Annotated in this window: 20 protein-coding genes; 13 read left to right on the top strand and 7 right to left on the bottom strand. The window is 74.8% G+C overall.

Annotated elements, in window-relative coordinates; all coding sequences use genetic code 11:
• Positions 1 to 60: 60 nt before the first annotated feature.
• Positions 61 to 723 carry a TetR/AcrR family transcriptional regulator gene (locus ACZ5WK_RS19535; RefSeq protein ID WP_465548632.1) on the bottom strand — a complete coding sequence of 221 codons (663 nt, stop codon included), beginning with the start codon at positions 721 to 723 and terminating at the stop codon, positions 61 to 63.
• Between the two features lie 197 nt (positions 724 to 920).
• Here ACZ5WK_RS19535 and ACZ5WK_RS19540 point away from each other — a divergent pair, with 197 nt between their 5' ends.
• Positions 921 to 1,490 (top strand): hypothetical protein, encoded by a 570-nt coding sequence (locus ACZ5WK_RS19540; protein WP_465548633.1) that lies wholly within the window; start codon positions 921 to 923, stop codon positions 1,488 to 1,490.
• Between the two features lie 444 nt (positions 1,491 to 1,934).
• Here the strand turns inward: ACZ5WK_RS19540 and ACZ5WK_RS19545 are convergent, their stop codons facing one another.
• Entirely contained in the window at positions 1,935 to 2,579 is a 645-nt protein-coding gene (locus tag ACZ5WK_RS19545) for a response regulator (RefSeq protein ID WP_396324121.1), read from the bottom strand.
• Between the two features lie 25 nt (positions 2,580 to 2,604).
• On the bottom strand, positions 2,605 to 3,864 hold the full coding sequence (locus ACZ5WK_RS19550; RefSeq protein WP_465548634.1) for a sensor histidine kinase: 1,260 nt from the start codon (positions 3,862 to 3,864) through the stop codon (positions 2,605 to 2,607).
• A 386-nt stretch (positions 3,865 to 4,250) separates the two neighbouring features.
• On the opposite strand from ACZ5WK_RS19550, the gene ACZ5WK_RS19555 reads away from it, so the two are divergent.
• The 8 genes from ACZ5WK_RS19555 (at position 4,251) to ACZ5WK_RS19590 (ending at position 11,336) form a co-directional block, all read left to right on the top strand.
• Positions 4,251 to 4,811 (top strand): GlcG/HbpS family heme-binding protein, encoded by a 561-nt coding sequence (locus ACZ5WK_RS19555; RefSeq protein WP_465548635.1) that lies wholly within the window; start codon positions 4,251 to 4,253, stop codon positions 4,809 to 4,811.
• Between the two features lie 312 nt (positions 4,812 to 5,123).
• On the top strand, positions 5,124 to 5,540 hold the full coding sequence (locus ACZ5WK_RS19560; RefSeq protein WP_396324130.1) for a PPOX class F420-dependent oxidoreductase: 417 nt from the start codon (positions 5,124 to 5,126) through the stop codon (positions 5,538 to 5,540).
• 44 nt (positions 5,541 to 5,584) lie between these two features.
• Complete coding sequence (locus ACZ5WK_RS19565; RefSeq protein ID WP_465548636.1) at positions 5,585 to 6,007, top strand: YunG family protein; 423 nt, start codon at positions 5,585 to 5,587, stop codon at positions 6,005 to 6,007.
• 177 nt (positions 6,008 to 6,184) lie between these two features.
• Entirely contained in the window at positions 6,185 to 7,069 is an 885-nt protein-coding gene (locus ACZ5WK_RS19570) for an NAD(P)-dependent oxidoreductase (RefSeq protein WP_465548637.1), read from the top strand.
• Between the two features lie 169 nt (positions 7,070 to 7,238).
• On the top strand, positions 7,239 to 7,796 hold the full coding sequence (locus ACZ5WK_RS19575; RefSeq protein ID WP_465548638.1) for a GNAT family N-acetyltransferase: 558 nt from the start codon (positions 7,239 to 7,241) through the stop codon (positions 7,794 to 7,796).
• 68 nt (positions 7,797 to 7,864) lie between these two features.
• Entirely contained in the window at positions 7,865 to 8,416 is a 552-nt protein-coding gene (locus tag ACZ5WK_RS19580; protein ID WP_465548702.1) for a flavodoxin family protein, read from the top strand.
• Positions 8,417 to 8,709: 293 nt separating this feature from the next.
• Positions 8,710 to 9,915, top strand: coding sequence for an LPXTG cell wall anchor domain-containing protein (locus tag ACZ5WK_RS19585; protein WP_465548639.1), 1,206 nt, complete (start codon positions 8,710 to 8,712; stop codon positions 9,913 to 9,915).
• 194 nt (positions 9,916 to 10,109) lie between these two features.
• The gene (locus ACZ5WK_RS19590) at positions 10,110 to 11,336 is read left to right on the top strand and encodes a hypothetical protein (RefSeq protein WP_465548640.1); all 1,227 of its coding nucleotides are present in this window, start codon (positions 10,110 to 10,112) and stop codon (positions 11,334 to 11,336) included.
• A gap of 20 nt (positions 11,337 to 11,356) precedes the next feature.
• Here the strand turns inward: ACZ5WK_RS19590 and ACZ5WK_RS19595 are convergent, their stop codons facing one another.
• Positions 11,357 to 12,103 (bottom strand): aquaporin, encoded by a 747-nt coding sequence (locus ACZ5WK_RS19595; protein ID WP_465548641.1) that lies wholly within the window; start codon positions 12,101 to 12,103, stop codon positions 11,357 to 11,359.
• A 274-nt stretch (positions 12,104 to 12,377) separates the two neighbouring features.
• Between ACZ5WK_RS19595 and ACZ5WK_RS19600 the strand changes: the two genes are divergently transcribed.
• A complete protein-coding gene (locus ACZ5WK_RS19600) occupies positions 12,378 to 13,154 on the top strand; it encodes a MerR family transcriptional regulator (protein WP_465548642.1) in 777 nt (258 codons plus the stop codon).
• Between the two features lie 11 nt (positions 13,155 to 13,165).
• On the opposite strand, the gene ACZ5WK_RS19605 is transcribed toward ACZ5WK_RS19600, so the two are convergent.
• On the bottom strand, positions 13,166 to 14,218 hold the full coding sequence (locus tag ACZ5WK_RS19605; protein ID WP_465548643.1) for a helix-turn-helix domain-containing protein: 1,053 nt from the start codon (positions 14,216 to 14,218) through the stop codon (positions 13,166 to 13,168).
• A gap of 236 nt (positions 14,219 to 14,454) precedes the next feature.
• On the opposite strand from ACZ5WK_RS19605, the gene ACZ5WK_RS19610 reads away from it, so the two are divergent.
• Together ACZ5WK_RS19610 and ACZ5WK_RS19615 are read left to right on the top strand one after the other, a co-directional pair.
• Positions 14,455 to 15,138: an RNA polymerase sigma factor gene (locus ACZ5WK_RS19610; RefSeq protein WP_465548644.1), complete on the top strand. Its 684-nt coding sequence runs from the start codon at positions 14,455 to 14,457 to the stop codon at positions 15,136 to 15,138.
• A complete protein-coding gene (locus ACZ5WK_RS19615) occupies positions 15,135 to 16,565 on the top strand; it encodes a hypothetical protein (protein WP_465548645.1) in 1,431 nt (476 codons plus the stop codon). The genes ACZ5WK_RS19610 and ACZ5WK_RS19615 overlap by 4 nt, the downstream gene beginning before the upstream one ends.
• A gap of 188 nt (positions 16,566 to 16,753) precedes the next feature.
• On the opposite strand, the gene ACZ5WK_RS19620 is transcribed toward ACZ5WK_RS19615, so the two are convergent.
• Together ACZ5WK_RS19620 and ACZ5WK_RS19625 are read right to left on the bottom strand one after the other, a co-directional pair.
• The gene (locus ACZ5WK_RS19620; protein WP_465548646.1) at positions 16,754 to 18,256 is read right to left on the bottom strand and encodes an aminopeptidase P family protein; all 1,503 of its coding nucleotides are present in this window, start codon (positions 18,254 to 18,256) and stop codon (positions 16,754 to 16,756) included.
• Positions 18,257 to 18,386: 130 nt separating this feature from the next.
• On the bottom strand, positions 18,387 to 19,874 hold the full coding sequence (locus ACZ5WK_RS19625) for a PP2C family protein-serine/threonine phosphatase (protein ID WP_465548647.1): 1,488 nt from the start codon (positions 19,872 to 19,874) through the stop codon (positions 18,387 to 18,389).
• Between the two features lie 597 nt (positions 19,875 to 20,471).
• On the opposite strand from ACZ5WK_RS19625, the gene ACZ5WK_RS19630 reads away from it, so the two are divergent.
• Positions 20,472 to 21,113: a bifunctional DNA primase/polymerase gene (locus tag ACZ5WK_RS19630; RefSeq protein WP_465548648.1), complete on the top strand. Its 642-nt coding sequence runs from the start codon at positions 20,472 to 20,474 to the stop codon at positions 21,111 to 21,113.
• The last annotated feature ends 174 nt before the right edge of the window (positions 21,114 to 21,287 follow it).

Raw genomic sequence — 21,287 nt, forward strand, 5'->3', positions numbered from 1 at the left:
GAGTGGGGCGAGGGCCGGCCCCGGGGTGGGACCGGCCCTCGCCGTGACGGTGGCGCCGCGTCAGCCGTAGAGGCGCAGGAACGCCCGGATGCCGGCGGTGACGCCGGCCGTCAGCTCGGCCTCGGGGAGGTGGATCGCGCCGTAGAAGGTGGCGTCGGCGGCGCCGCTGAACGTCAGCAGGGTGAACTGGGTGGCGGCCAGCTCGGTGTCCTCGACGTGCAGCAGCCCCTGGTCGGCGAGGCGGCCGAAGTGCGCGGCGAGGTCACGCTGGGAGGCGAGCGGGCCGGCGTCCAGCCAGGCGTTCAGGACCTCGGCCGGGATGTTGCCGGCCTCGGCGCGGATCGTCCGGCCGAGTGCGTAGTGGTCGCCCGCTCCGAGGACGGCGCGGGCGCGGTCGAGGGCGAAGGCGGTGAGGTCGGCCTCCAGGTCGACGATCTTGTGCAGGTGCCGGTCGGCCAGGCCGGCGATGATCTCGGTCAGCTCGCCGGCGGTCTCCAGGGCGACGGAGAGGAACAGCTTCTCCTTGTCGCCGAAGTGGTTGTAAATGGTGCGCTTGGACACGCCGGCCTCGGCGGCGATCGCGTCCACGCTGGCCCGGGTGTAGCCCTCGCGGCCGAACACCGTGCTCGCGGCGCGGGCGATGGCCTGCCGCTTCTCGGGCATCCGGCGCGAGCCCGTGGCCGGCGCGGGCGCTCCGGAGGTCGCTGAGGTCCCAGGGGTCATCGGGCGGTCTCTCCTTCGCTGAAGATTGCACTACTCGGTGCAGTTTACGCCTGGGGGGCGTGCTGTGCGGCCGGTGCGCCGGCCGTGGAACTGACGCGGCGCGGCGGCCGTCCAGGGGAGTGCGGAGGAACGAAATCCCGTCCCGGGTTGAACCCCGGGAGAAGGCGGAGGTCCCGGTGCAGCCAGGTGGTACCGAAGTGAACGTCGAGACTCCCGCCGAGCCGCGGCCGGCGGCGGTCGCCCCGTCGTCCGCCCCGTCCGCGCACGCCGGGGCGGTGGACCAGGCGGCGGCGGCCGTGCGCTGCGAACTCCTGCTGCAGGACTCGCTGGACGCCGTCCGGCCGCAGCTCACCTGGCGGCACGGGGCCGCCCGGGCGGGCGCGCGGCTTCCGGTGCCCGGGTCCGGCCCGGACGACGCGGCCGTGCACTGGTACGTCGGCCGTAGCCGGGACATCGTCACCATCGTCTCGGCGGCCCGCCGGGCGGCGCTGCCGGGCATGGTCGAGACGCGGTGGCGGCGGCGCGGATGGACCGTCACCTCGGTGAACGCCGGGCGCGAGCGGCCCGGCCTCGCCGCGACCACGCCGGACGGCTACCGGCTCGCGCTGGAGTTCGGCGAACTGGGCGAGGCCCGGCTGACGGCGCTGTCGCCGGGGGTGGCCCGCTCGGAACCGTGGGCGGACGGCGGGGTCGAAGTGCCGGGATCCTCGGGCTGCTCGACCCGGCTGCCGGAGGTGTGCTGCCCGTTCTGGAGTGCCATGGGGTGAGGCGGGGCGACGGTGCGGGGTGGGATAGGGGAGGCGCGGAGCGAGTCCCCCCAGACACGCTCCGCACCGCCTCGTCGCACGGCTTCGACGCGCGTCGCTCCCCCCGACTCCCCGGCCTCTCGCCGTCCCCCCTGGCTCCACCCTCCGGCGAGGGTCGTCCGCACAGGCCTCGGCGAGCCCCCTGTCGGCGGAGGCGTCGTTGATCTCCACGCTAACAAACCGAGTGGTTGGTTTGTCAATATCGGGATCCACGAAACATCCACATCTGCGGGCCGGGGATCCGGGTCGGGGCGCAGCCGTCTGACCGGCCGTCACCGGCCCGTCGGGAGGCCTCGACAGTGCACCGGGGGTGTGTCGCGGCGCATCCGCCCGCACTCGTTCGAGTGACCGGAATCCGACATTCCGATCGCTCGTTCGGGTCGGCGCGCAGGAGAGTGCGCGGGCTCAGCGCAGCAGCCGGCGCTCCTTGGCCACGGCCACCGCTCCGGCCCGGGTGTCCACGCCCAACTTGTCGTAGATCCGGCCCAGATGGGTCTTCACTGTCGCCTCGCTGATGAACAGCGCGCGGGCGATCTCCCGGTTGCCCAGGCCCTGCGCCAGCTGGGCCAGGATCTCCTGCTCCCGCTCGGTGAGCTGCGGCGCCGGGGCCCGCATCTGGGCCATCACCCGGGAGGCGACCGGCGGGGAGAGGACGGTACGGCCGCGCGCCGCCGCGTGCACCGCGGCGAACAGCTCCTCCGGCCGCTCCGCCTTCAGCAGGTAGCCGGTGGCGCCCGCGCCGATCGCCCGGGTGATGTCGGCGTCGGTGTCGTACGTGGTCAGGACGAGGACGTGCGGGGCGCCGGGCGCGGCGGTGATCCGGCGGGTGGCCTCCACACCGTCGATGCCCTCGCCGAGCTGGAGGTCCATCAGCACGACCTGCGGCGCGAGGCGGGCCGCCAGCGCGACCGCCTCCTCCCCGTCGCTCGCCTCGCCGACCACCTCGATGTCCCCGGCGCTGGCCAGCAGTGCCAGCAGGCCGGCCCGGACCACGGCGTGGTCGTCGCAGACCAGCAGGCGGACCGGCGGTGTCGCGGGGGCGGTACTCATGGCCGCCTCCCGGTCGTTCGCTCGTTCATCGGGGCTCCAGGGGTGCTCGTCGGGGCTCCAGCGGGATGGCGGCCGAGACGACGGTGCCCTCGCCGGGTGTGCTCTCGACGGTCAGGGTGCCACCGAGCTGGCGCAGCCGGGCCCGCATCGCGGGAAGTCCGTGGCCGCGCCCGCTGTCGGGCCGGGCGACGGCCCGGGCACCGCCGGCCGGCCCGTCGGCCCGGAAGCCCCGGCCGTTGTCGGCGATGTCCAGGACGGCCTGGTCGCCGAGGAAGGAGAGGGTCAGCGCGGCGGCCGAGGCGCCCGCGTGCTCACGGACGTTGGCCAGCGCGCCCTGGGCGATCCGCAGCAGCGCGGACTGGGCGGCGGCCGGCAGCGGCACCGCGGCGCCGTCCAGGTGGAAGCGGACCGGCAGGCCGCTCTCGGCGGACTCCCGCTCGGCGAGCGCGCGCAGCGCCTGGTCCAGCGTGCGGCCGTCGGCGAGTTCGGCGGGCGCGAGGTCGTGGACGAAGCGGCGGGCCTCGGCGAGGTTGCGGGCCGCCACCTCGGCGGCGGTCCGGACGTGGGTGCGGGCCGTCACCGGGTCGGCGTCCCAGGTGCGGTCGGCGGCCTGGAGCAGCATCTGCTGGCTGGAGAGGCCCTGTGCCAGGGTGTCGTGGATCTCCATGGCCAGCCGCTCGCGCTCGGCCAGGGTGCCCTCCCGCCGCTCGGTGGCGGCGAGTTCGCGCCGGGTGCGGCGCAGGTCGCGGATCAGCGCGCGCTGCCGCTCGGCCTGCCGCTCCATGAAGAGGAAGACGCCGGTGGCCAGCGCGGCCACGGCGGGCGGCAGCAGGATCAGGTTGGCGTCCACACCGCCCAGCCGGACCTCGCCGACCACCACCAGCAGCGTGAGCGCGGCGACCAGCGGGATCGCCGCCCGGGCGGGCAGGGTGCGCAGGGCCGTGTAGACGAGCGGGACGGCGCACCAGGCGAAGCTCGGCGCCAGCAGCACCAGCACCGCCCAGAGCGCCACCACCAGCGCCAGCGGCCAGAGCCGGCGGCGCTGCCCCGGGGCGGGCGGGTGGCGGTGCGCCAGCCAGGAGCCGGCCGGCTGGGCGACGGCCAGGGCGAGGCCGAGGCCGATCACCCAGGGGATGCGCGGGCTGCCGGGGTGGTGGCCGAGGTAGCGGCCGAGCGAGGTGGCGAGCAGCAGCAGGAAGGCGGAGTCGAGCAGGACGGCCAGCCGGCCGGCGTCCGGATCACCGGCGGCGGCTCCGGGCGCGGCGGCGGGCTCGGGCTGCTCCACGTGCTCGCTCCTCACTCCGCTTCCGAACGCGGCGGTTGCCGCGCCACCCGGGCCGGCCGGGGACCTCCCCAGGGCCGGCGGGACCTTCCCAGGGCCGGCGGGACCTTCCCCGCCCGGGACCGCCCCAGGGTCGGCCGGGACCTCCCCGGGCCGCGTACGGACCGGGCTGACCTGCGCCGATCCCTCGATGGTGACCCGTCCGGGCGGGGCGCGCATCAGCCGATCGGTTGACGGGTCCGTCATCCATCATGCGCGCGGGCGGCGGCCGGACCGTCGATGTGGGGAGGGGGTCCGCGGCCGGAGGATCGGTACCGAAGCCGCCGAGCCCGATCCGGTCCCCTGGTTCCGGCCGTGGCCCCCCGAGCGATCCGACGAGGAGCTGGACCATGAAGAAGACCTCCGTGCGCACCCGCGTGCTGACCGGTACCGTCGCCGCCGCCGCGCTGGCGGCCGCCACCGTCGGCGCCGTCTCGGCCAGCGCCGAGACCACCGAGGCCCCGGCCGCCGCCACCGCGGTGAAGGCCGACACCCAGGACAAGAACCTCACCCAGACCACCGGTCTGACCATCGAGGCCGCCACCAAGGCCGCCGAGGCCGCCCTGAACGCGGCCACCAAGGCCGGCCAGCACGTCTCCGTCGCCGTGGTGGACCGCGACGGCGTCACCCGGGTGCTGCTCAAGGGCGACGGGGCCGGCCCGCAGTCGCCGGAGTCCGCCGAGCGCAAGGCGTTCACGGCCGTCTCCTGGAACGCGCCGACCTCCGAGCTGGCCAAGCGCCTCGCCCAGGCGCCGAACCTCAAGGACATCCCCGGCACGCTGTTCCTGGCCGGCGGCGCCCCCGTCCAGGCCAAGGGCGCGCCGATCGCGGCGATCGGTGTCGCGGGCGCGCCCAGCGGCGACCTCGACGAGCAGTTCGCCCAGGCGGGCGTGGCCGAGCTCGCCAAGTAGCAGCGGGCTACGGCGGGCTACGGCGGGCGGCGCGGGCGGCGCGGGCGGCGCGGGTGGCCGGTGCGAGGCCGGTGAGCAGCCGGCGGTGCGCCGGGGCGGGCCCCCGACCGTCCCGGCGCACCGGCCACCGCGTCGTCGCCCGCCTGCGCCCCTCGCCCGCCACCCGGGTACCGGGAGCTCCCCGTAGCGGGGACCCCGAGTGGGGAACCCGAGTGGGGAACCCCGCGTACGTGGGACCCCGAGTACACGGGACCCCGCCCGGAAACCGGTGCGGCGTCGTACCGGAGCGGTCAGGATGTCCGCATGGCACACATGACCGAGGCCGAGTGGCGCGCCTTCCTCTCCGCCGGCACCCGAACCGCCAAGATCGCCACCACCCGGGCCGACGGCCGCCCGCACGTCGCGCCGGTCTGGTTCCTGCTGGAGGGCGACGAGATCCTCTTCAACACCGGCGCCGACACCGTCAAGGGCCGGACCCTGGCCCGCGACGGCCGGGTGATGATCTGCGTGGACGACGAGCGGCCCCCGTTCGCCCGCGTCCTGGTCCAGGGCACCGCCCGGCTCAGCGACGACCTGGCCGAGGTGCGCAGCTGGGCCACCCGGATCGCCGCCCGGTACATGGGCGAGCACCGTGCCGAGCAGTACGGGGCCCGCAACGGCGTGCCGGGCGAACTGCTCGTACGGGTGAAGATCGAGAAAGTCGGCGCAGAACAGGGGGTGGCCGACTGAAAAGCCGGGTGCCGCTGTCAGTGGCCCGTGGCAGGCTTCCCGGTATGACGGCGTGGACCCTCAACGACATCGAACGTGCGATCCGCTCCTCCTGGGGTGTCGACACCTGTGCGCCCGAGGACTTGGCCCACTGGCGTCCCGACAATCCCGCCCGCGGCCAGTGCGGGGTGACGGCGATGGTGCTGCACGACCTGCTGGGCGGCGAGCTGATGATGGGCGAGGTGCACGTCGGCGGGGTCCGGACGGACCTCCACTGGTGGAACAGGTTCGCCACCGGCGTCGAGATCGACCTCACCCGCGAGCAGTTCGGCCCGGACGAGCGGGTCGGCCCTGGCCGGCCGGTCGCCCGACCGCAGCGCCCCGGCCGGCTCCAGGCCCAGTACGAGCTGCTGCGCCACCGGGTGATCGCCGAGCTGGAGGCGGGCCTGTCCCCGGTCTCCGTGCTGCCGGCGCGGGCGGTCGCCTGAGCGGGCGGTGCGTCCCGCCCGGGCGCGCATGAACCCCGGCGCCGGGCCGGCCTGACGTACAGTCGGGCGCGCCGGATCGTGGACGGGCGACGGGCGACGGGCGACGGGCGACGGGCGACGGGCGGCAGGCGGCAGGCGACAGGCGGCAGGGCGCCGTGGCGATGACGGGAGTGTGCGATGTCCGGGATGACGGTCGGGTTCGTGGGGCTCGGCGCGATGGGGCAGGGCATGGCCGCCAGCCTGCTGCGGGCCGGCCACGTGGTCCGGGTCTGGAACCGTTCGCCCGGGCCGGTGGCCGCGCTGGTGGCCCAGGGCGCGGAGGCCGCCGACGGTCCGGCAGACGCCTTCGCCGCCGAGGCGGTGGTCTCCATGCTCGCCAACGACGAGGCGGTCGAGCGGCTGCTGCTCGACCCGGCCCTGCTGGCCGGCGCCGCGGCGTCCGTCCACGTCAACATGGCCACGGTCTCGGTGGCGCTCGCCGAGCGCGCCGCGGCCCTGCACGCCGAGCACGGCCTCGGCTACGTCGCCGCACCCGTGCTCGGCCGGCCCCCGGTGGCGGCGGCCGGCGAGCTCAACGTCCTGGCCGCCGGGAGCACCGCGGCGCTCGCCGCCGCGGAGCCGCTGCTCGCCGCGATGGGCCGGCGGACGTGGTACTTCGGCGAGCGCCCGCCGCAGGCCAACACCGCCAAGATCAGCGCCAACTTCCTGCTGGCCTGCGCGATCGAGTCGATGGCCGAGGCGTGCAGCCTGGCCGAGGCCAACGGCGTCCGGCCGGCCGACCTGATCGAGATGCTCAGCGGCACGCTCTTCCCCGGCCCGGTCTACTCCGGCTACGGCGCGATGGTCGCCGAGCGCCGCTACGAACCGGCCGGCTTCCGGCTGCCGCTCGGCCTCAAGGACGTCAACCTCGCGCTCACCGCGGGTGCCGACGCCCACGTACCGCTGCCCTTCGGCAGCATCCTGCGGGACGCCTTCCTCGACGCGCTCGCGCACGGGGACGGCGAGAAGGACTGGGCCGCCGTCGCGGCCGTCGCCCGCCGCCGGGCCGGGCTCCCGGAGTAGCGGACCTCATCGGCCACAAGGCGAAGACCCGGTGCGAAGAGCCGGTGCGAAGCCGGTGCCAGGACCCGGGGCGACAACCCGGCGCCAGGACCCCGCGCCAGGACCCCGCGCCCGGACCCGGTGCGAAACCCCGGTGCCCGCCGCCGTACCGGCTGCCTACGATCGCGGCGTGACGCTCACACACGAACCCCGCTCCGAGGAGCCGTGGCTGGTCCGCACCGGCCGGCTGGAGCTGCGCGCGGTCTGCGCCGACGACCTCGCCGCGCTGTTCCGGATCAACACCGACCCCCGGACCTGGAGCCACGTGCCCGAGGGCCGGCACCGGGACGAGGAGACCACCCGGGCCTGGATCGAACGGGCCGTCGGGCGCTGGGAGTCGGGCGGACTCGGCTACTGGACGGCCCGGCTGCCCGCCGACGGCACGGTGGTCGGCGTCGGCGGCGTCGCCTTCCAGCCCGACTCCGGTTTCTGGAACCTCTACTACCGGCTGGACCCGGCGCACTGGGGCCGTGGCTACGCCACCGAGCTGTCCCGGGCCGCGATCGACGCCGCCCACCGGCACGCGCCGGAGGTGCCGGTGGCGGCCTGGATCCACAGCCACAACGCCGGCTCCCGCGGGGTCGCCGCCCGGCTCGGCCTGACCGACCAGGGCCTGCGCCGGGACCCGACGCTCGGGGAACTGCTGCACCTGTACACCGACCGGCAGGTGCCGCCGGCCGGGTCGTAGACTCGAACCCTTTGCCGGCCGACACAGCCACGGGGGTCCCGATGTCCGAGCAGCACGCCGCTGCCGAGGTGCCGCGCAGCTTCCTCTTCCTGGTCGCGGGCTCGCGGGCGGGCGGCAACTCCGAGCAGCTCGCCCGGCTCGCCGCCGAGGCGAGCCTGCCGGCCGGCGCGGAGCAGCGCTGGCTGCGGCTGAGCGACCACCCGCTGCCGCCGTTCGAGGACCGCCGGCACACCGGCGACGGCGGCTTCCGCGAGCCGGCGGGGCACGAGCGCACCCTGCTGGACGCCACGCTGGCCGCGACCGACCTCGTCTTCGTCGCGCCGCTGTACTGGTACTCGCTGCCGACCAACGCCAAGCTCTACCTCGACCACTGGTCGGCCTGGCTGCGGGTGCCCGGCGCGGACTTCCGTGCCCGGATGGCCGGCGGCACCGTCTGGTCCGTCACCGCCCTCGCGACCGAGCCCGACAAGGCCGACCCGCTGATCGGCACCCTGCGGCTCTGCGCGGACTACATGGGCATGCGCTGGGGCGGCGCGCTGCTCGGCAACGGCACCCGCCCGGGGGACGTGCTGAAGGACGAGCAGGCGCTGGTCGCCGCCGAGTCGTTCTTCGCCGGCTGAGCCGCGCGCCCGGCCCGGCGGCCGTTCGGGACGGCCCCTCCGGGCGTGTACCGGTCACGCTGGGGTCATTCCACAGGGCGGTGCAGAAGCCATGTCAGGTGACGGAGTTGGGCCCATCGGACAGGGTGAGGCCGGAGGCGTGTACGAAGCGTGGCACCCGCCTTCCGGGGCGGGTCGGTCCTTCGGTAGTCTCCGTCGGACTTTCAGCTTCGCGGGGGGACCGCTGTTCGGACAGCCCACCCTGCCGCGCCCCCGGGCCGCGCCCGGACACTCTCGTGAGGTCTTCCTTGCCCATGTCCATACGTCGCAGTCTTGCCCTCGCCGGCGCCGCCGCGCTCGCGTCCTCGATGGTGCTGGCCGGTGCCCAGGGTGCCGCCGCCGTCGGAACCACCGGCTCCCCGTCCGCCGCGGCCGTGCCGCAGGCCGACAAGGCCGGGCACCAGAGCGTCGACCTGTCCGTGCACGGTGTGCCGGACACCTTCATCGCGGGTGGTGACGCCCGCGAGTTCACGTTCAAGATCGACAACTCGACCAAGCACGACTTCGCCCTCATCCCGCTGCTCAAGTTCAAGAACCGCGAGGGCAGCCTGGAGGCGGGCGACCTCAAGGTCGAGTACCAGCTGCCCGGCGGCCAGTGGCTGCCCGGCTCGGTCGCCCCCGGCGGCGGGGACTCCGACGACGACGCGGTGCTCACCCTGCTCGGCGGCGTGGGCCAGGACGGGAACGTCGCCGACGACGCCCTCCAGGTCGTCAACCAGGGCAAGAACCTCACCATCAAGGTCCGGGTCTCCTTCACCAAGGACGCCCCGCTCGGCAAGGCCGGCGTGGTCCCGGTGGTGTTCTCCGCCCAGCTCGACGACAAGACCCACGAGCCGGTCGGCGAGGGGCACTTCAGCTGCGACGGCATCCGCGGCGCCGGCTTCACCATCAAGGCCGGTGGCACCAAGCCGAGCCCGACCGGCAAGCCCACCACGGCGAAGCCGACCACCGGCAAGCCGAGCCCGACGGCCACCCACTCGCCGTCCGCGACCGCCACCGCCTCGCCCTCCGCGACGGCCTCCGCGACGGCCACCGCGACCGCGACCACCACCGCGTCGGCGTCCGCGACGACGACCGCGACCGCCTCGCCGTCCGCGACCACCACCGCCACCGCCTCGCCGTCGGCGACGGCCACGTCGACCGCCACCGCCTCGCCGTCGGCCACCACCACGCCGACCGAGGCCGCCACCAGCTCCGCCCCGGCCCCGGCCGCGAGCAGCAGCGACGTGCAGCAGCCGATCGACTTCCCCGTGGCGGTTCCGGCCGTGACCGCGCCGAAGCTCACCCCGGCCGCCGTCACCAAGGCCAAGGCCGCCGCCGACAACGCGGACAAGGCGCTGGCCCAGACCGGTGGCGGCGACGACACCACCGCCATCGCGATCGCCGGCGGTGCCGTCCTCGCGGCCGGTGCCGGCACCCTCGTGGTGCTGCGCCGCCGCAAGTCCGCCTCGCAGGGCTGACCGGGCTGCTCTGACCGGGCTGCTCTGACCGGGCTGGGCTGACCGGGCTGGTCTGACCGGGCAGGGCCCGGGCGAACTGCTCAAGCGCCCCTCGGGTGTCCGTCCGCCGGACACCCGAGGGGCGTTTCCGCTTCCGGTGGGTCGCATAGGATGACCGGCCGGAGGGGGGCGGAGCGGCGCGGAGAGGTACAGGGGTGCGGGGAGCACGTTCGGCACGGGTCAGGACCGACTACGAGGCCGCCACCGGGCGGATCGCGGGCCTGCCGCTCCGCAGACACCACGTCCTGCTGGTCGCCTGGACGGTGCTCTGGTTCCTGCTGGTCGAGCCCAGCGGCGGCTTCTCCTGGCACTACCTGCGCCAGGGCGAGGAACTGCTCTTCAGCGGTCAGGCCGACGGCGGGCTCTCGCTCTACGCCCACCACCCCGAGCTGCAGATCGGCCCGGTCAGCCTGGCCGTGGCCCGGCTCTTCGACCCGTTCGCCGCGCACACCGGCCAGGTGCTGGCCGAGGCCGCGATGTCCGGGCTGGGCCTGGTGATGCTGGTCCTGGTGGGCCGCACCGCCGCCTGGTACTACCTCGGCACCGGTACCAACCACCGCCGGCTCCAGCAGCGGCTGCTGATAGCCGGTCTGGCGTTCATCCCGATGTGGGTGGAGGTCTCGGTCCGCTTCGCGCACCTCGACGACGTGCTGGCGCTCTTCTTCACCACGCTCGCCGCGCACGCGCTGAGCCGCGGCAGGGCCGTCCAGGTGGCGGTCTACCTGGCGCTGGCGGTGGACTCCAAGCCGTGGGCGCTGGCCTTCGCCCCGCTGGTCCTCGCCCTGCCGCGGCCGGCCTGGCTGCGGACCGCGCTCTGGTTCGCCGGTCTCGTGGCCGTCGCCTGGCTGCCGTTCTACCTGGGCAATCTGGACACGGTGGCCGCCGCCAAGTTCACCATCCCCAACCAGCCGGCCTCGGCGCTGCGCTGGTTCGGGGTCACCGACCCGGCCACCCCGTGGTGGGACCGGCCCACCCAGTTCGCGCTGGGCCTGGGGCTGGGTACCATCGCCGTCTGGCGCGGCCGCTGGCCGGCCGTGGTGCTGCTGGGGGCGGACGCCCGGATCCTGCTCGACCCCAGCGTCTACACCTACTACACCGCCTCGATCCTGCTCGGCACCCTGCTCTGGGACGCGGTCGGACAGAAGCGGCTGGTGCCCTGGTGGAGCTGGATCGCCCTGGCAGCGCTGTACGGGGGCACGCTGCTGATCCCGTCGGACGCGGCGCGCGGCCTCGTCCGGCTCGCGTTCGTGGTGGTCTCGGCCGGGTACGTGCTGCTCTGGCCCACCCGGCGGGGCCGCCGTCCGCACCGCGGTGACGGCGGGGCGGCCCGCGGCCGAGGGGCCCGGCGGCGTGAACGGACGCTGGTGGGGACGGCTCCGTAGGCCGGAGTCCGGCGCCCTCCTCAGCCCGCGACGAGGCGGCGCGCGTCGTCCGGCACCGCGGTGGGCCGGGCCGCCCGGGACCGGTCGAACAGCACCGCCGCCAGCGCCACGCCGACCGCGGCCCCGGTCAGTTGGGCCAGCACGAAGCCCGGCACGGAGCCGAACGCTATCCCGGTGTAGCTGTCGGTCAGCGTCCGCCCGAGGGTGACCGCCGGGTTGGCGAACCCGCCCGAGGAGGTGGCCCAGCAGGCCGCCCCGACCCAGAGGCCGACCGCCGCCGGCACCAGCCGCCCGCGCCCGCTGCCGGCCAGCCCGGCGACCACCAGCATCAGCGTTCCGGTGGCCACCACCTCGCCCAGCCAGAGGGCCGTCCCGTCCCGGCCGTGCCCGGACGGCTCGGCGAACGGCCGCCCGAACATCACGTTGGCCAGGCCCGTCCCGGCCACCGCGCCGGCCGTCTGCGCCGCCGCGTACGCGCCCAGCTCGCGCAGCGTCGGCGCCGGCCCGCTGCCGTCGCGCCGGCCGGTCCACCACGCACCCGCCGTCACCAGCGGGTTGAAGTGCCCGCCGGAGACCGGGCCGAGCAGTTCGATCAGCACCGCCAGGGCGAACGCGGAGGCGCCGACGTTGGCGAGGAAGCGCACGGCGCCGTCGGAGCTGAGTGCGGCGGCCTGGATGCCCGAGCCGACCACCACGGCGGCCAGCGCCGTCGTGCCGACCGCCTCCGCGGCCAGCCGTCGTACCAGGGGCGCAGGGGTGGTGGTCATGGCGCCCATGGTTCCGGCCGCCGCCCCGGCCCGGCAATAGGCGGCTTCGTCCAACCTGGGGCCGGGTCGCGGCCCTCGGCTCGGAGAGTCGCACGGGGCTGACGGCCCCCGGTGCGCGCGGGGCCCGTGACACTGGGCTTGACCCTCACGCAACGGGAGGCGGGAGGGTCGTGGTCAGCAAGAAGGGAGCAACTCGTATGAGCGGGCGCAACGAGCGGGCCGGTGGACGGCACGCGTCTCGCGAACCGGCTGCCGGGCGCAGAGAGGTGGGCGCATGAGCGGCGGATACTCGGTCGGTGAGGTGGCGAAGATCGCCAGGGTCACCGTCCGCGCCCTGCACCACTACGACGAGATCGGACTGCTGTCCCCCCGGGGCCGGACCCCGGCCGGCTACCGCCGGTACCAGGACGCCGACCTCGACCGGCTGCAGCGGATCCTGTTCTACCGCGAACTCGGGTTCCCCCTCGAGGAGATCGCGGCCATCCTGGACGACCACTCGGTCACCCCGAGCGAACACCTGCGGCGCCAGCACCGGCTGCTGACCGACCGCATCGCCCACCTCCAGGAACTGGCCGCGGCCGTCGAACACGCCATGGAGGCAGAGAAGATGGGTATTCAGCTGACCCCGGAGGAGAAGTTCGAGCTCTTCGGTGAGTCCTACAAGGAGGAGTGGGAGACCGAGGCCGAGCAGCGCTGGGGCGACACCGCGGCCTGGGCGCAGTCCCAGCGGCGCACCGGTGGCTACGGCAAGGCCGACTGGGAGCGGATCAAGGCCGAGACGGACGCGCTCAACGCCCGCCTGGTCGAGGTCTTCACCGCCGGCGAGCCCGCCGACGGCGGCCCGGCCATGGACCTCGCCGAGGTCCACCGGCAGCACATCTGCGACAACTTCTACGACTGCACCTTCGAGATCCACCGCGGCATCGCCGGGATGTACGTCGCCGACCCGCGGTTCACCGCCACCTACGAGCAGCTCGCCCCGGGCCTCGCCCAGTGGCTGCACGACGCCATGCTCGCCAACGCGGCCTTCCGCACCGGCGAGTCGGCGTAACGTCCCGGCGCTCAGGCCACCCCACGGCCGAAGCTGCGGCGGTAGGCCGTGGGGGAGGTGCGCATCACGCGGCCGAAGTGGTGACGGAAGGTCGCGGCGCTCTCGAAGCCGACGGCGGTGGCGATCTCCTCCACCGAGCCGTCCGGGGATTCGAGCAGCGGCAGGCTGGCCGCGATGCGCTGGGTGACGACCCAGCGCATCGGGCTGGTGCCGTTGCGGGCGGTGAAGTGGCGCAGGTAGGAGCGGTCCGACATCCGGGCGGCGCGGGCCAGCAGGGAGATGGTCAGCGGGGAGGAGAGGTGGTCCATCGCCCACTGCATGGAGCGGGCGATGCCGTCGTCCTCCCCCTCGACCGGCCGGACCGCGGCCTCGATGAACTGGGCCTGGCCGCCGTCCCGGTGGGGCGGCACCACGAAGCGGCGGGCGACGCTGTTGGCCACCTTGGCGCCGTGGTCGCGGCGGACCAGGTGGAGGCAGAGGTCGATGCCGGCGGCGCTGCCGGCGCTCGTCAGCACGGAGCCGCCGTCCACGTAGAGGACGTCCGGGTTGACGCGCACCGACGGGTGGCGCTGCTGGAGCAGTTCGGCGTACCGCCAGTGCGTGGTGGCCTCGTGGCCGTCCAGCAGGCCGGCGGCGGCCAGCGCGAAGGCGCCCGAGCAGATCGAGACGATCCGGGCGCCGCGTTCGTGCGCCGTGCGCAGCGCGGCGACCAGGCCGGGGGAGACCTCGCCGCTGAAGGCGTTCGGCACCCCGGGGATCACCACGGTGTCGGCGGCGGCGAGGTCGTCGAGGCCGTGATGGGCGGTGAGCGAGAAGCCGCCGACGGCCCGCAGGGCGGTGCCCGGCCGGTCGGCGCAGACCTTCAGCCCGTACCAGGGGGCCGCCAGCAGTCCGCTGAGCTCCGGCCTGGCCAGCCCGAACACCTCGACCACCACGCCGAGTTCGAACGGTGTCATGCCGTCGAAGGCGTACACCGCGACATCGTGGACCGGCTCCGGCCGCCGCCCGATCGCGACGGCCACCGGCCCGGTCGTCTGCCGGTCGGGCTGCTGCTGCTCGGCCATGGGGGACCCCCTGCTGACGGGTGGCGGGATGGCGGTGAGTGTAGCTGTTCCGGCCAGTGCGGAATTTCTCCGAGGACGACTGCAACCTCGGGCGCCCCCGCGCGTCCATCGATATGGGGGGGCATCCGGAGCCGGAAGAGCGGTACTGGCAGGATTCCCGCAGATCACGATCTTGATCACAGGTCCTGACGGGCCGGCCGGTGCCGGATGCCGTCCTGGGGGAAAGCAGAACGTACATGTCCATGGCCATCGGGCCGATTGTGGGACCCGGGAGGGGCCGCGGCTTCTCCTTCGCCGGGCTGGCCGTTCTCTTCTTCGGAGCTCAGGAGGCCGCCGGTGCGACGGTCGGCGCGGGCCCGGAGCAGGAGGCGGCGCAGCGCCGTTCGGGCTTCCGACTGCTTCGCGGGGGGCGCAAGCAGGCGGCCGAGGAGGAGCGGCCGACCCTGACCGACCTCTACCACGCGCACCGGCTGGGCCTGGTACGGATGGCGGTCCTCCTGGTCGACCATCAGGACCTGGCCGAGGACGTGGTCCAGGAGGCCTTCACCCAGCTCTACCAGCGCTACGGGGAGCAGCTGGAGGACTTGGACAACGCGCTCGGGTACCTGCGGACCTCCGTGGTCAACGGTGCCCGGTCGATGCTGCGGCGCCGGAAGACGGCCCGCGAATACGTACCTCCGCACGAGGCCGATGCGCCGTCGGCCGAGGACCACGCCGTGCTCAACGACGAGCACCGGCGGGTCCTGGTCGCCCTGCAGGAACTGACCCCACGCCAGCGCGAGGTACTCGTGCTGCGCTACTGGTCGGACCTGTCGGAGGCGCAGATAGCCGAGACCCTGGGGCTCTCCCGGGGCGCCGTGAAGTCCACCGCCAGCCGGGCATTGGACGCCTTGGAAAAGCATCTGGAGAAGGTTCGATGACCGACAAGCTTCCCCGCCTATCCGGCGGCGACAGTGGCGGGCCGGACGAAACCCCGATGGAACTGCTGCTCCGCGAGGCGATGAACGCCCGCGCGACGCAGATCACCGCGCACAGCCTCCGCCCGTCCGCGCCGCCGAAGAACCGGGTGCGCCGGCTGCGGCCGGCGTACATCGCCGCCGTGCCGCTGTTCGGCCTGGCCGCCGCGATGGCGTTCGGCGTGCTCGGATTCCGCGGCGACTCCGTCGCCGGGCAGCAGGACCCGGGACCGGCCGCCAGCGCCACCGCCACCGAAACGGTCACGGCGAGCCCGAGCCCGACGGCGGAGCCGACGCCCTCGCAGAGCCCGACCGCGACCCCGACCTCCGCCTCGCCCCCGGCGGCCGATCCGGGGGAGGGGGACGAGCCCGCGAAGCCGGCCGGCGCCGCCACGTCGCCCGCCGCCCCGACCAGCAGCGCGCCGCCGCAGTCGGCCTCCGTCCCGTACACCTTCCGTGGCGTCAAGTTCAAGGTGCCGGCGGGGTGGAAGGTGGTGCCGCCCGGCCCGTCGCAGACCTCGGTGTGCGTCCTGAGCCCGGGGGCGCCCGCGGGCGCCGAGCAGACGTGCGCGCCCTACGGCGTGCTGATCGCGTCCTACCTCACCGCGGACGAGGTCGAACACGCGACCTGGCCCACCGCGTCCGACCTGGACGCGCCGGACGGCTTCAGCCACCAGCCCTACTGCCCGGTCTGGGGCCACCCGTACGTCCCCGACGGCCCCATGAAGATCGGCACGCCGGTGCGCAGCCGCGACATCGTGGCCGGGCGGCCGATCAACAAGACGCAGTGGCAGGTCACCTGCAAGCCCGGGGACGAGTTCACCGCACAGCTGTGGGGGCTGAAGACCGATCAGGTCTTCATCGCCGCGAACGGTCTCAAGCCGGAGTACCAGTCGGCCCTGGTGTCGATCCTCGACACCATCGACCTCAGCGGCCGCCAGGCCCCGCCGGCGGCAACGGGCCAGGCCGTCGCGGTCACCGTCGACGGTCTCGGAACGGGCCAGCAGGTGCTGAACGACGGCAACCCGGTGGCCTTCTCGGTCACCTTCAAGAACACCGGCCAGACCAACCTCAGCTCCGTCGTTCCCCAGGTGTACGCGGAGGCCTACGCCGGCAGCCAGCCGGCCGTGCACGGGGCGATGGAGCGCCAGGACGGTGCCACCTGGAGCCCGCTGGACATCGCCCAGCCGGCGGCGGGCAAGCCGACCACGGCCGGTGCCTTCGCACTGGCTCCCGGGCAGAGCGTGACGGTGAAGTACCGGATGAAGCTGACCGGCGAGGACGGCGCCGGGGTGATGCCGGTGACCGCGAACGCGCTGATGATCCCGGATCAGGGCCCGTTCACCACGCTCGGCACCCGCAGCATCCCGGTCCGGGTGGCCGTCAAGTAGCGCGCCCGTTCGGCCCGGTGAGGCGCCGCGAGCAGGGTTCGCCCCGGCCGCGGCGCCTCTCGCGTGCCGTGGGATACCTCCGTACGCCGAGCCGGTCGTCCTGCACCCCGCCGTGAAGTCCTGACCACGACGGCGCGGCCCGGCTCCCCGTGACGCGGGGGAGCCGGGCCGTCACCGTCGCCACGGGCTCAGGCGAGCGAGGCCATCCACGCCTCGACGTCCTCGGCGCGCCGGGGGAGGCCGGCCGAGAGGTTCTCGTTGCCGTCGGCGGTGACCAGGATGTCGTCCTCGATCCGGACGCCGATGCCGCGGTACTCCTCGGGCACCGTCAGGTCGTCCTGCTGGAAGTACAGGCCGGGCTCGACGGTGAGCACCATGCCGGGCACCAGCAGCGCGTCGACGTGCTCCTCGGTGCGGGAGTGCGCGCAGTCGTGGACGTCCAGGCCGAGCATGTGGCCGGTGCCGTGCAGGGTCCAGCGGCGCTGGAGGCCCAGCTCCAGGACCTTCTCGACGTCGTACGCCGAGGCGTCCAGCAGGCCCCAGGCGAGCAGGCGCTCGGCGAGCACGCGCTGGGAGGCGTCGTGGAAGTCGCGGAACCGGGCGCCCGGCTTCACGGCCGCGATGCCGGCCTCCTGCGCGTCGTAGACCGCGTCGTAGATCTTGCGCTGGAGCTCGTTGAACCGGCCGTCGATCGGCAGCGTGCGGGTGACGTCGGCGGTGTAGAGGGTGTGCGTCTCCACGCCGGCGTCCAGCAGCAGCAGCTCGCCCGGGCGGACCTCGCCGTCGTTGCGGACCCAGTGCAGGGTGGTGGCGTGCGCGCCGGCGGCGCAGATGGAGCCGTAGCCGACGTCGTTGCCCTCGACCCGGGCGCGGCGCCAGAAGGTGCCCTCGATCCAGCGCTCCGAGGTGGCGACGGCCTGGCCCAGCTCGCGGACCACGTCGGTGAAGCCGTTGACGGTGGCGGTGCAGGCGGCGCGCAGCTCGCCGACCTCCCACTCGTCCTTGACCAGCCGCAGGCCGCTCAGGAACTCCTTGAGCTCGGCGTCCTTGTCGGCGTCCAGCACCTCGGCGAGCGCGGCCTCCAGCCCGGCGTCGTAGCCGCGCACGATGCGGGTCGGGACGGAGCCGCCCTTGGCCCGCTCGGCCAGCTCGTCGGCGGCCTTGCGGACGTCGCGGGCGGGCAGGCCGAGCAGCTGCCGCTGCTCGGTGAGGCTGTGCCGGCGGCCGACCCAGAGCTCGCCGTACCCGTCCAGCCAGAACTCACCGTTCTCCCTGTTCGAGCGGGGCAGCAGGTAGAGCCCGAACTCGTGGCCGGCGTCGCCGGTGGGCTCGGCGACCAGCACCGCGTCCTCGGTCTGGTCACCGGTGAGGTGCACGTACTCGCTGGCGGCGCGGAAGCCGTAGTCGGTGTCGTTGGCGCGCACCCGCAGGTTGCCGGCCGGGACGACGAGGCGCTCGCCGGGGTAGGCGGCGGAGAGCCGGGCACGGCGCTCGGCGGCGTACGGGGCCTGGGCGACCGGGGTGAGGCCGTGCAGCTCGGTGTCGGCCCAGCCGGACTTCATCGAGGCGGCCAGCTCGTCGGAGACCTCCGAGTAGAGGCCGTTCTTGCGGCCACCCTTGAACTTCGGCGTCTCGTCGCCGTCGGCGGCCTCGGGGTTCTCGGCCACCGCCGGGGTGCGGTCCTCGGTCACGTACGTCGCCTCCTTGCGCGTGGTGCCGCCCGGGCCGCGTCGGATCGCGACGCGCGTGGGCGGCCGTGCGTCCATGGTACGGACGCCCGGCCGCTCGCCTGTCCGGGGTCATGACAGCGGGCGCCGGTGCCTACGTGAAGCGGGCGGCCAGCAGCATCAGGTCGTCGGTGGCGGGCCCGGCGCCCGGGTCGGGGCAGACGGCCAGCAGGTGGGCACAGAGCCGGTCCGGGTCGATCCGCACGTCGCGCGGGGCGTCGGCGGCGGCCCGGCGCAGGTTGGCCTGCCCGGCGTGCAGGGTCGGGCCGCAGCGGCGGGCCAGGCCCTCGGTGTAGAGCAGCAGGGTGTCGCCGCGCTCGGCGGTCAGCTCGACGCCCGGCGCCTCCCAGCAGGAGAGCATGCCGAGCGGCGCGGAGAGCGAGGTCTCCACGAACTCGGCGCCGTACCGGGTGACCAGCACCGGTGGGCAGTGCCCGGCGCCGGCCAGGGTGATCCGGCGGTCCTCCGGCTCCACCCAGGCGTAGACGGCGGTGGCGCTGCGGGCCGGTTCGGTGGTCTTGAGCAGCAGCTCGAGGTCCCCGAGGACGGAGACCGGGTCCTCGCCCTCCAGCACCGCGTACGCCCGCAGCGCCGCCCGGATCCGGCCCATCGCGGCGGCCGCGCCGGGGGCGGAGCCCGGTCCGGCGCCGGGGCCGTCGCCGGAGACGCTGCCCACGGTCAGGCCGACGGTGCCGTCCGGCAGCGGGATGGCGTCGTACCAGTCGCTGCCGGACGAGTGGTCCAGGCCGGCCGGGACCAGCCGGGCGGCCAGCCTGAGCCCGGCGGGCTGCGGGAGGCGGTCGGGCAGCAGCCCGCGGCGCAGCGCCTCGGTGGTGCGCCGGACCTTCTCCGCGTCCAGCTGCTTGGCCAGCAGCGGGGCGGCGACCTCGCAGTACCGGCGGGCCAGCTCGCGCTGGCGCTCGGTGGGCCCGGCGGGTTCGTCGTAGAACCAGAGGGCGGCGGCCAGCGGGCCCTCCTCCTCGGTGGCGAGCGGCAGGCCGTAGCAGCCGCCGAGGCCGAGGTGGGCGGCGAGCTCGCGCAGCCGGGCGCCGACCGCGGGGTCGTCGGCGAGGTCGTGGGAGGACAACTCGGCCGGGCGGTCGTGTTCGCGCAGCAGCCGGGCGACCAGGCTCTGGTCCGGCGGTACCGTCTCCAGCGAGCCGAGGCTGGCGCGGTCCAGGCCGTGGCCGACGGGCTGGCTGGGGCCGCCGCCGGGCAGCGCGGTGACCAGCAGGGCGCGGCGGGCGCCGAGCAGCGCGGTGCCGGAGGCCAGCACGGTGTCCAGGGTGGCGGTCAGGCCGCGGGCGCGGGCGAGCAGCTCGGTGTGCTCGTGCAGGCTGGTGAAATCGGACAGCCGTCCGGCCAAACGGTCCTGCACGCCGGACGGGGGCGCGGTGCGGCCCTCGGTGACGCCGCCCTGATCGCCGACGGGGCCGTCCTGCTCCCCGGACGGTCCGGTGTGCTCGTCGGCCTCCCCGGCGGCGGGGCCGGGGAAGGCCGGATGGTCGAGCACCGAGAGCCCGCTGGCGCCGCAGGGCTCACCCGGCTCGGAGGACGTCGACGGTGGGTGGGACTCGGTCATGCCGCCACTCCTGACGCGGTGGTACGTGTCATGCGGAACCCCCAGGTACGGCCGGGTGGAGCGAGGACGGCCACAGGGCGCGTTTCGCCTCGATTCGCTACTACTCGTCATTGAATCGACAGCAATGCCACCACTTCTACACAGGCCATTCGGGGCATGTCCAGATCCGTGACGACGCGGGCGGCCGGTTCCACCTCCCCCGGAGTCCGCTCTGGGGGCGCGTTCCGTCTGTGCGCGCGCCGGTCGGTGCCGAGGGCATGGAGCGGCCGAGAACGGGCAGAACCGTGAGGACGGCTCCGGTGGCCGTCCGGATCGTATGCTTCCGCCGCCCGTGAGCCGGGTCGGCCGGAAGTCACTCACTCGTACGGTGGAACCAACCGCGCCCGGGCGGCGTCCATCCGGTCGCATACGGGATTCTCGTTCCAAGGGCTGTTCTAATCCGCGGTCCTTTCAGGTCGTGCTCCACACCGTGCTCCACCGCTGCCACGCCGGTCGTCGTGCCCTCCCGCCCCCATTTCTCCGGGCCGGTGCGGCGTACCCCGACGCGGGCCGGCGGGCCCGGAGCGAACCGAGCGGTCACGGAAAGGAACGAGCGCCATGCGTGAGAACCCGAGGAACAGCCGTTCGGAGGCCCGGGCCGCCCGGCTGGCCGAGGCCCTGGCGGCCGCCGTCGACCACCGCTGGCCCGTCGTGCCCGGCACGCTGGTGCTGGGCGGCGCCTGCTCCTGCGGCGACCCCGACTGCCCCGTCCCCGGCGCCCACCCGCACGACCCGCCGCTGCTCGCGGCCACCACCGACGCCCGGATGGTGCGGTGGTGGTGGGAGCGGCAGAGCCCGGACGCGCCCGTCCTGGCCGCGACCGGTGGGACCGTCTCGGCGGTCAGCCTGCCGGCGGCGGCCGGCGCCCGGGCACTCGCCTATCTCGGCGCGCTGCGTCTGCCGCTCGGCCCGGTGCTGGCGCTGCCCGGACGCTACGCGCTGCTGGTCGCCCCCTACTCACTGGAGGCGCTCGGCGAGATGCTCGCCCAACTCCCTTGGGTGCCGGGCTCGTTGCGCTACCACGGGACGGGCGGCTTCCTGCCGCTGCCGCCCGGCGGCGGGGCGGGCGGCCGGGTGCGCTGGGTGCTGGCGCCCCGCCCGGCGGCCGACGGCGGGGTCTGGCTGCCCCAGGTCGGGCCGCTACTGGGCGAGTTGGTCGAGGCGACGGTCCGGCTGGACAGCGGGCGCTCGGCATACTGATCGGGCACGCTCGAACCGGATGATCCTCGGCGCGGCCGAACCGGATGATCCGGAAAAACAAAGATCCGGCCGCTGGCGACGGGGGATGCACCAGCGACCGGACTCTTTAGACAGTAACAAGGATCCGCGGCCACGCCAATTTCCAAGAGGCCTTCACAGCCCGGAAATTGCGGC

This window comes from Kitasatospora sp. NPDC032757, from assembly GCF_055579305.1.

What these genes read in the sequence shown, in the direction of transcription:
- ACZ5WK_RS19600 (WP_465548642.1), top strand. Translation starts at nt 12,378, where the DNA reads ATGAGCGGCGGATACTCGGTCGGTGAGGTGGCGAAGATCGCCAGGGTC.
- ACZ5WK_RS19585 (WP_465548639.1), top strand. Translation starts at nt 8,710, where the DNA reads ATGTCCATACGTCGCAGTCTTGCCCTCGCCGGCGCCGCCGCGCTCGCG.
- ACZ5WK_RS19615 (WP_465548645.1), top strand. Translation starts at nt 15,135, where the DNA reads ATGACCGACAAGCTTCCCCGCCTATCCGGCGGCGACAGTGGCGGGCCG.
- ACZ5WK_RS19565 (WP_465548636.1), top strand. Translation starts at nt 5,585, where the DNA reads ATGACGGCGTGGACCCTCAACGACATCGAACGTGCGATCCGCTCCTCC.
- ACZ5WK_RS19625 (WP_465548647.1), bottom strand. Translation starts at nt 19,874, where the DNA reads ATGACCGAGTCCCACCCACCGTCGACGTCCTCCGAGCCGGGTGAGCCC.
- ACZ5WK_RS19630 (WP_465548648.1), top strand. Translation starts at nt 20,472, where the DNA reads ATGCGTGAGAACCCGAGGAACAGCCGTTCGGAGGCCCGGGCCGCCCGG.
- ACZ5WK_RS19570 (WP_465548637.1), top strand. Translation starts at nt 6,185, where the DNA reads ATGTCCGGGATGACGGTCGGGTTCGTGGGGCTCGGCGCGATGGGGCAG.
- ACZ5WK_RS19610 (WP_465548644.1), top strand. Translation starts at nt 14,455, where the DNA reads ATGTCCATGGCCATCGGGCCGATTGTGGGACCCGGGAGGGGCCGCGGC.
- ACZ5WK_RS19555 (WP_465548635.1), top strand. Translation starts at nt 4,251, where the DNA reads ATGAAGAAGACCTCCGTGCGCACCCGCGTGCTGACCGGTACCGTCGCC.
- ACZ5WK_RS19595 (WP_465548641.1), bottom strand. Translation starts at nt 12,103, where the DNA reads ATGACCACCACCCCTGCGCCCCTGGTACGACGGCTGGCCGCGGAGGCG.
- ACZ5WK_RS19545 (WP_396324121.1), bottom strand. Translation starts at nt 2,579, where the DNA reads ATGAGTACCGCCCCCGCGACACCGCCGGTCCGCCTGCTGGTCTGCGAC.
- ACZ5WK_RS19535 (WP_465548632.1), bottom strand. Translation starts at nt 723, where the DNA reads ATGACCCCTGGGACCTCAGCGACCTCCGGAGCGCCCGCGCCGGCCACG.
- ACZ5WK_RS19605 (WP_465548643.1), bottom strand. Translation starts at nt 14,218, where the DNA reads ATGGCCGAGCAGCAGCAGCCCGACCGGCAGACGACCGGGCCGGTGGCC.
- ACZ5WK_RS19560 (WP_396324130.1), top strand. Translation starts at nt 5,124, where the DNA reads ATGACCGAGGCCGAGTGGCGCGCCTTCCTCTCCGCCGGCACCCGAACC.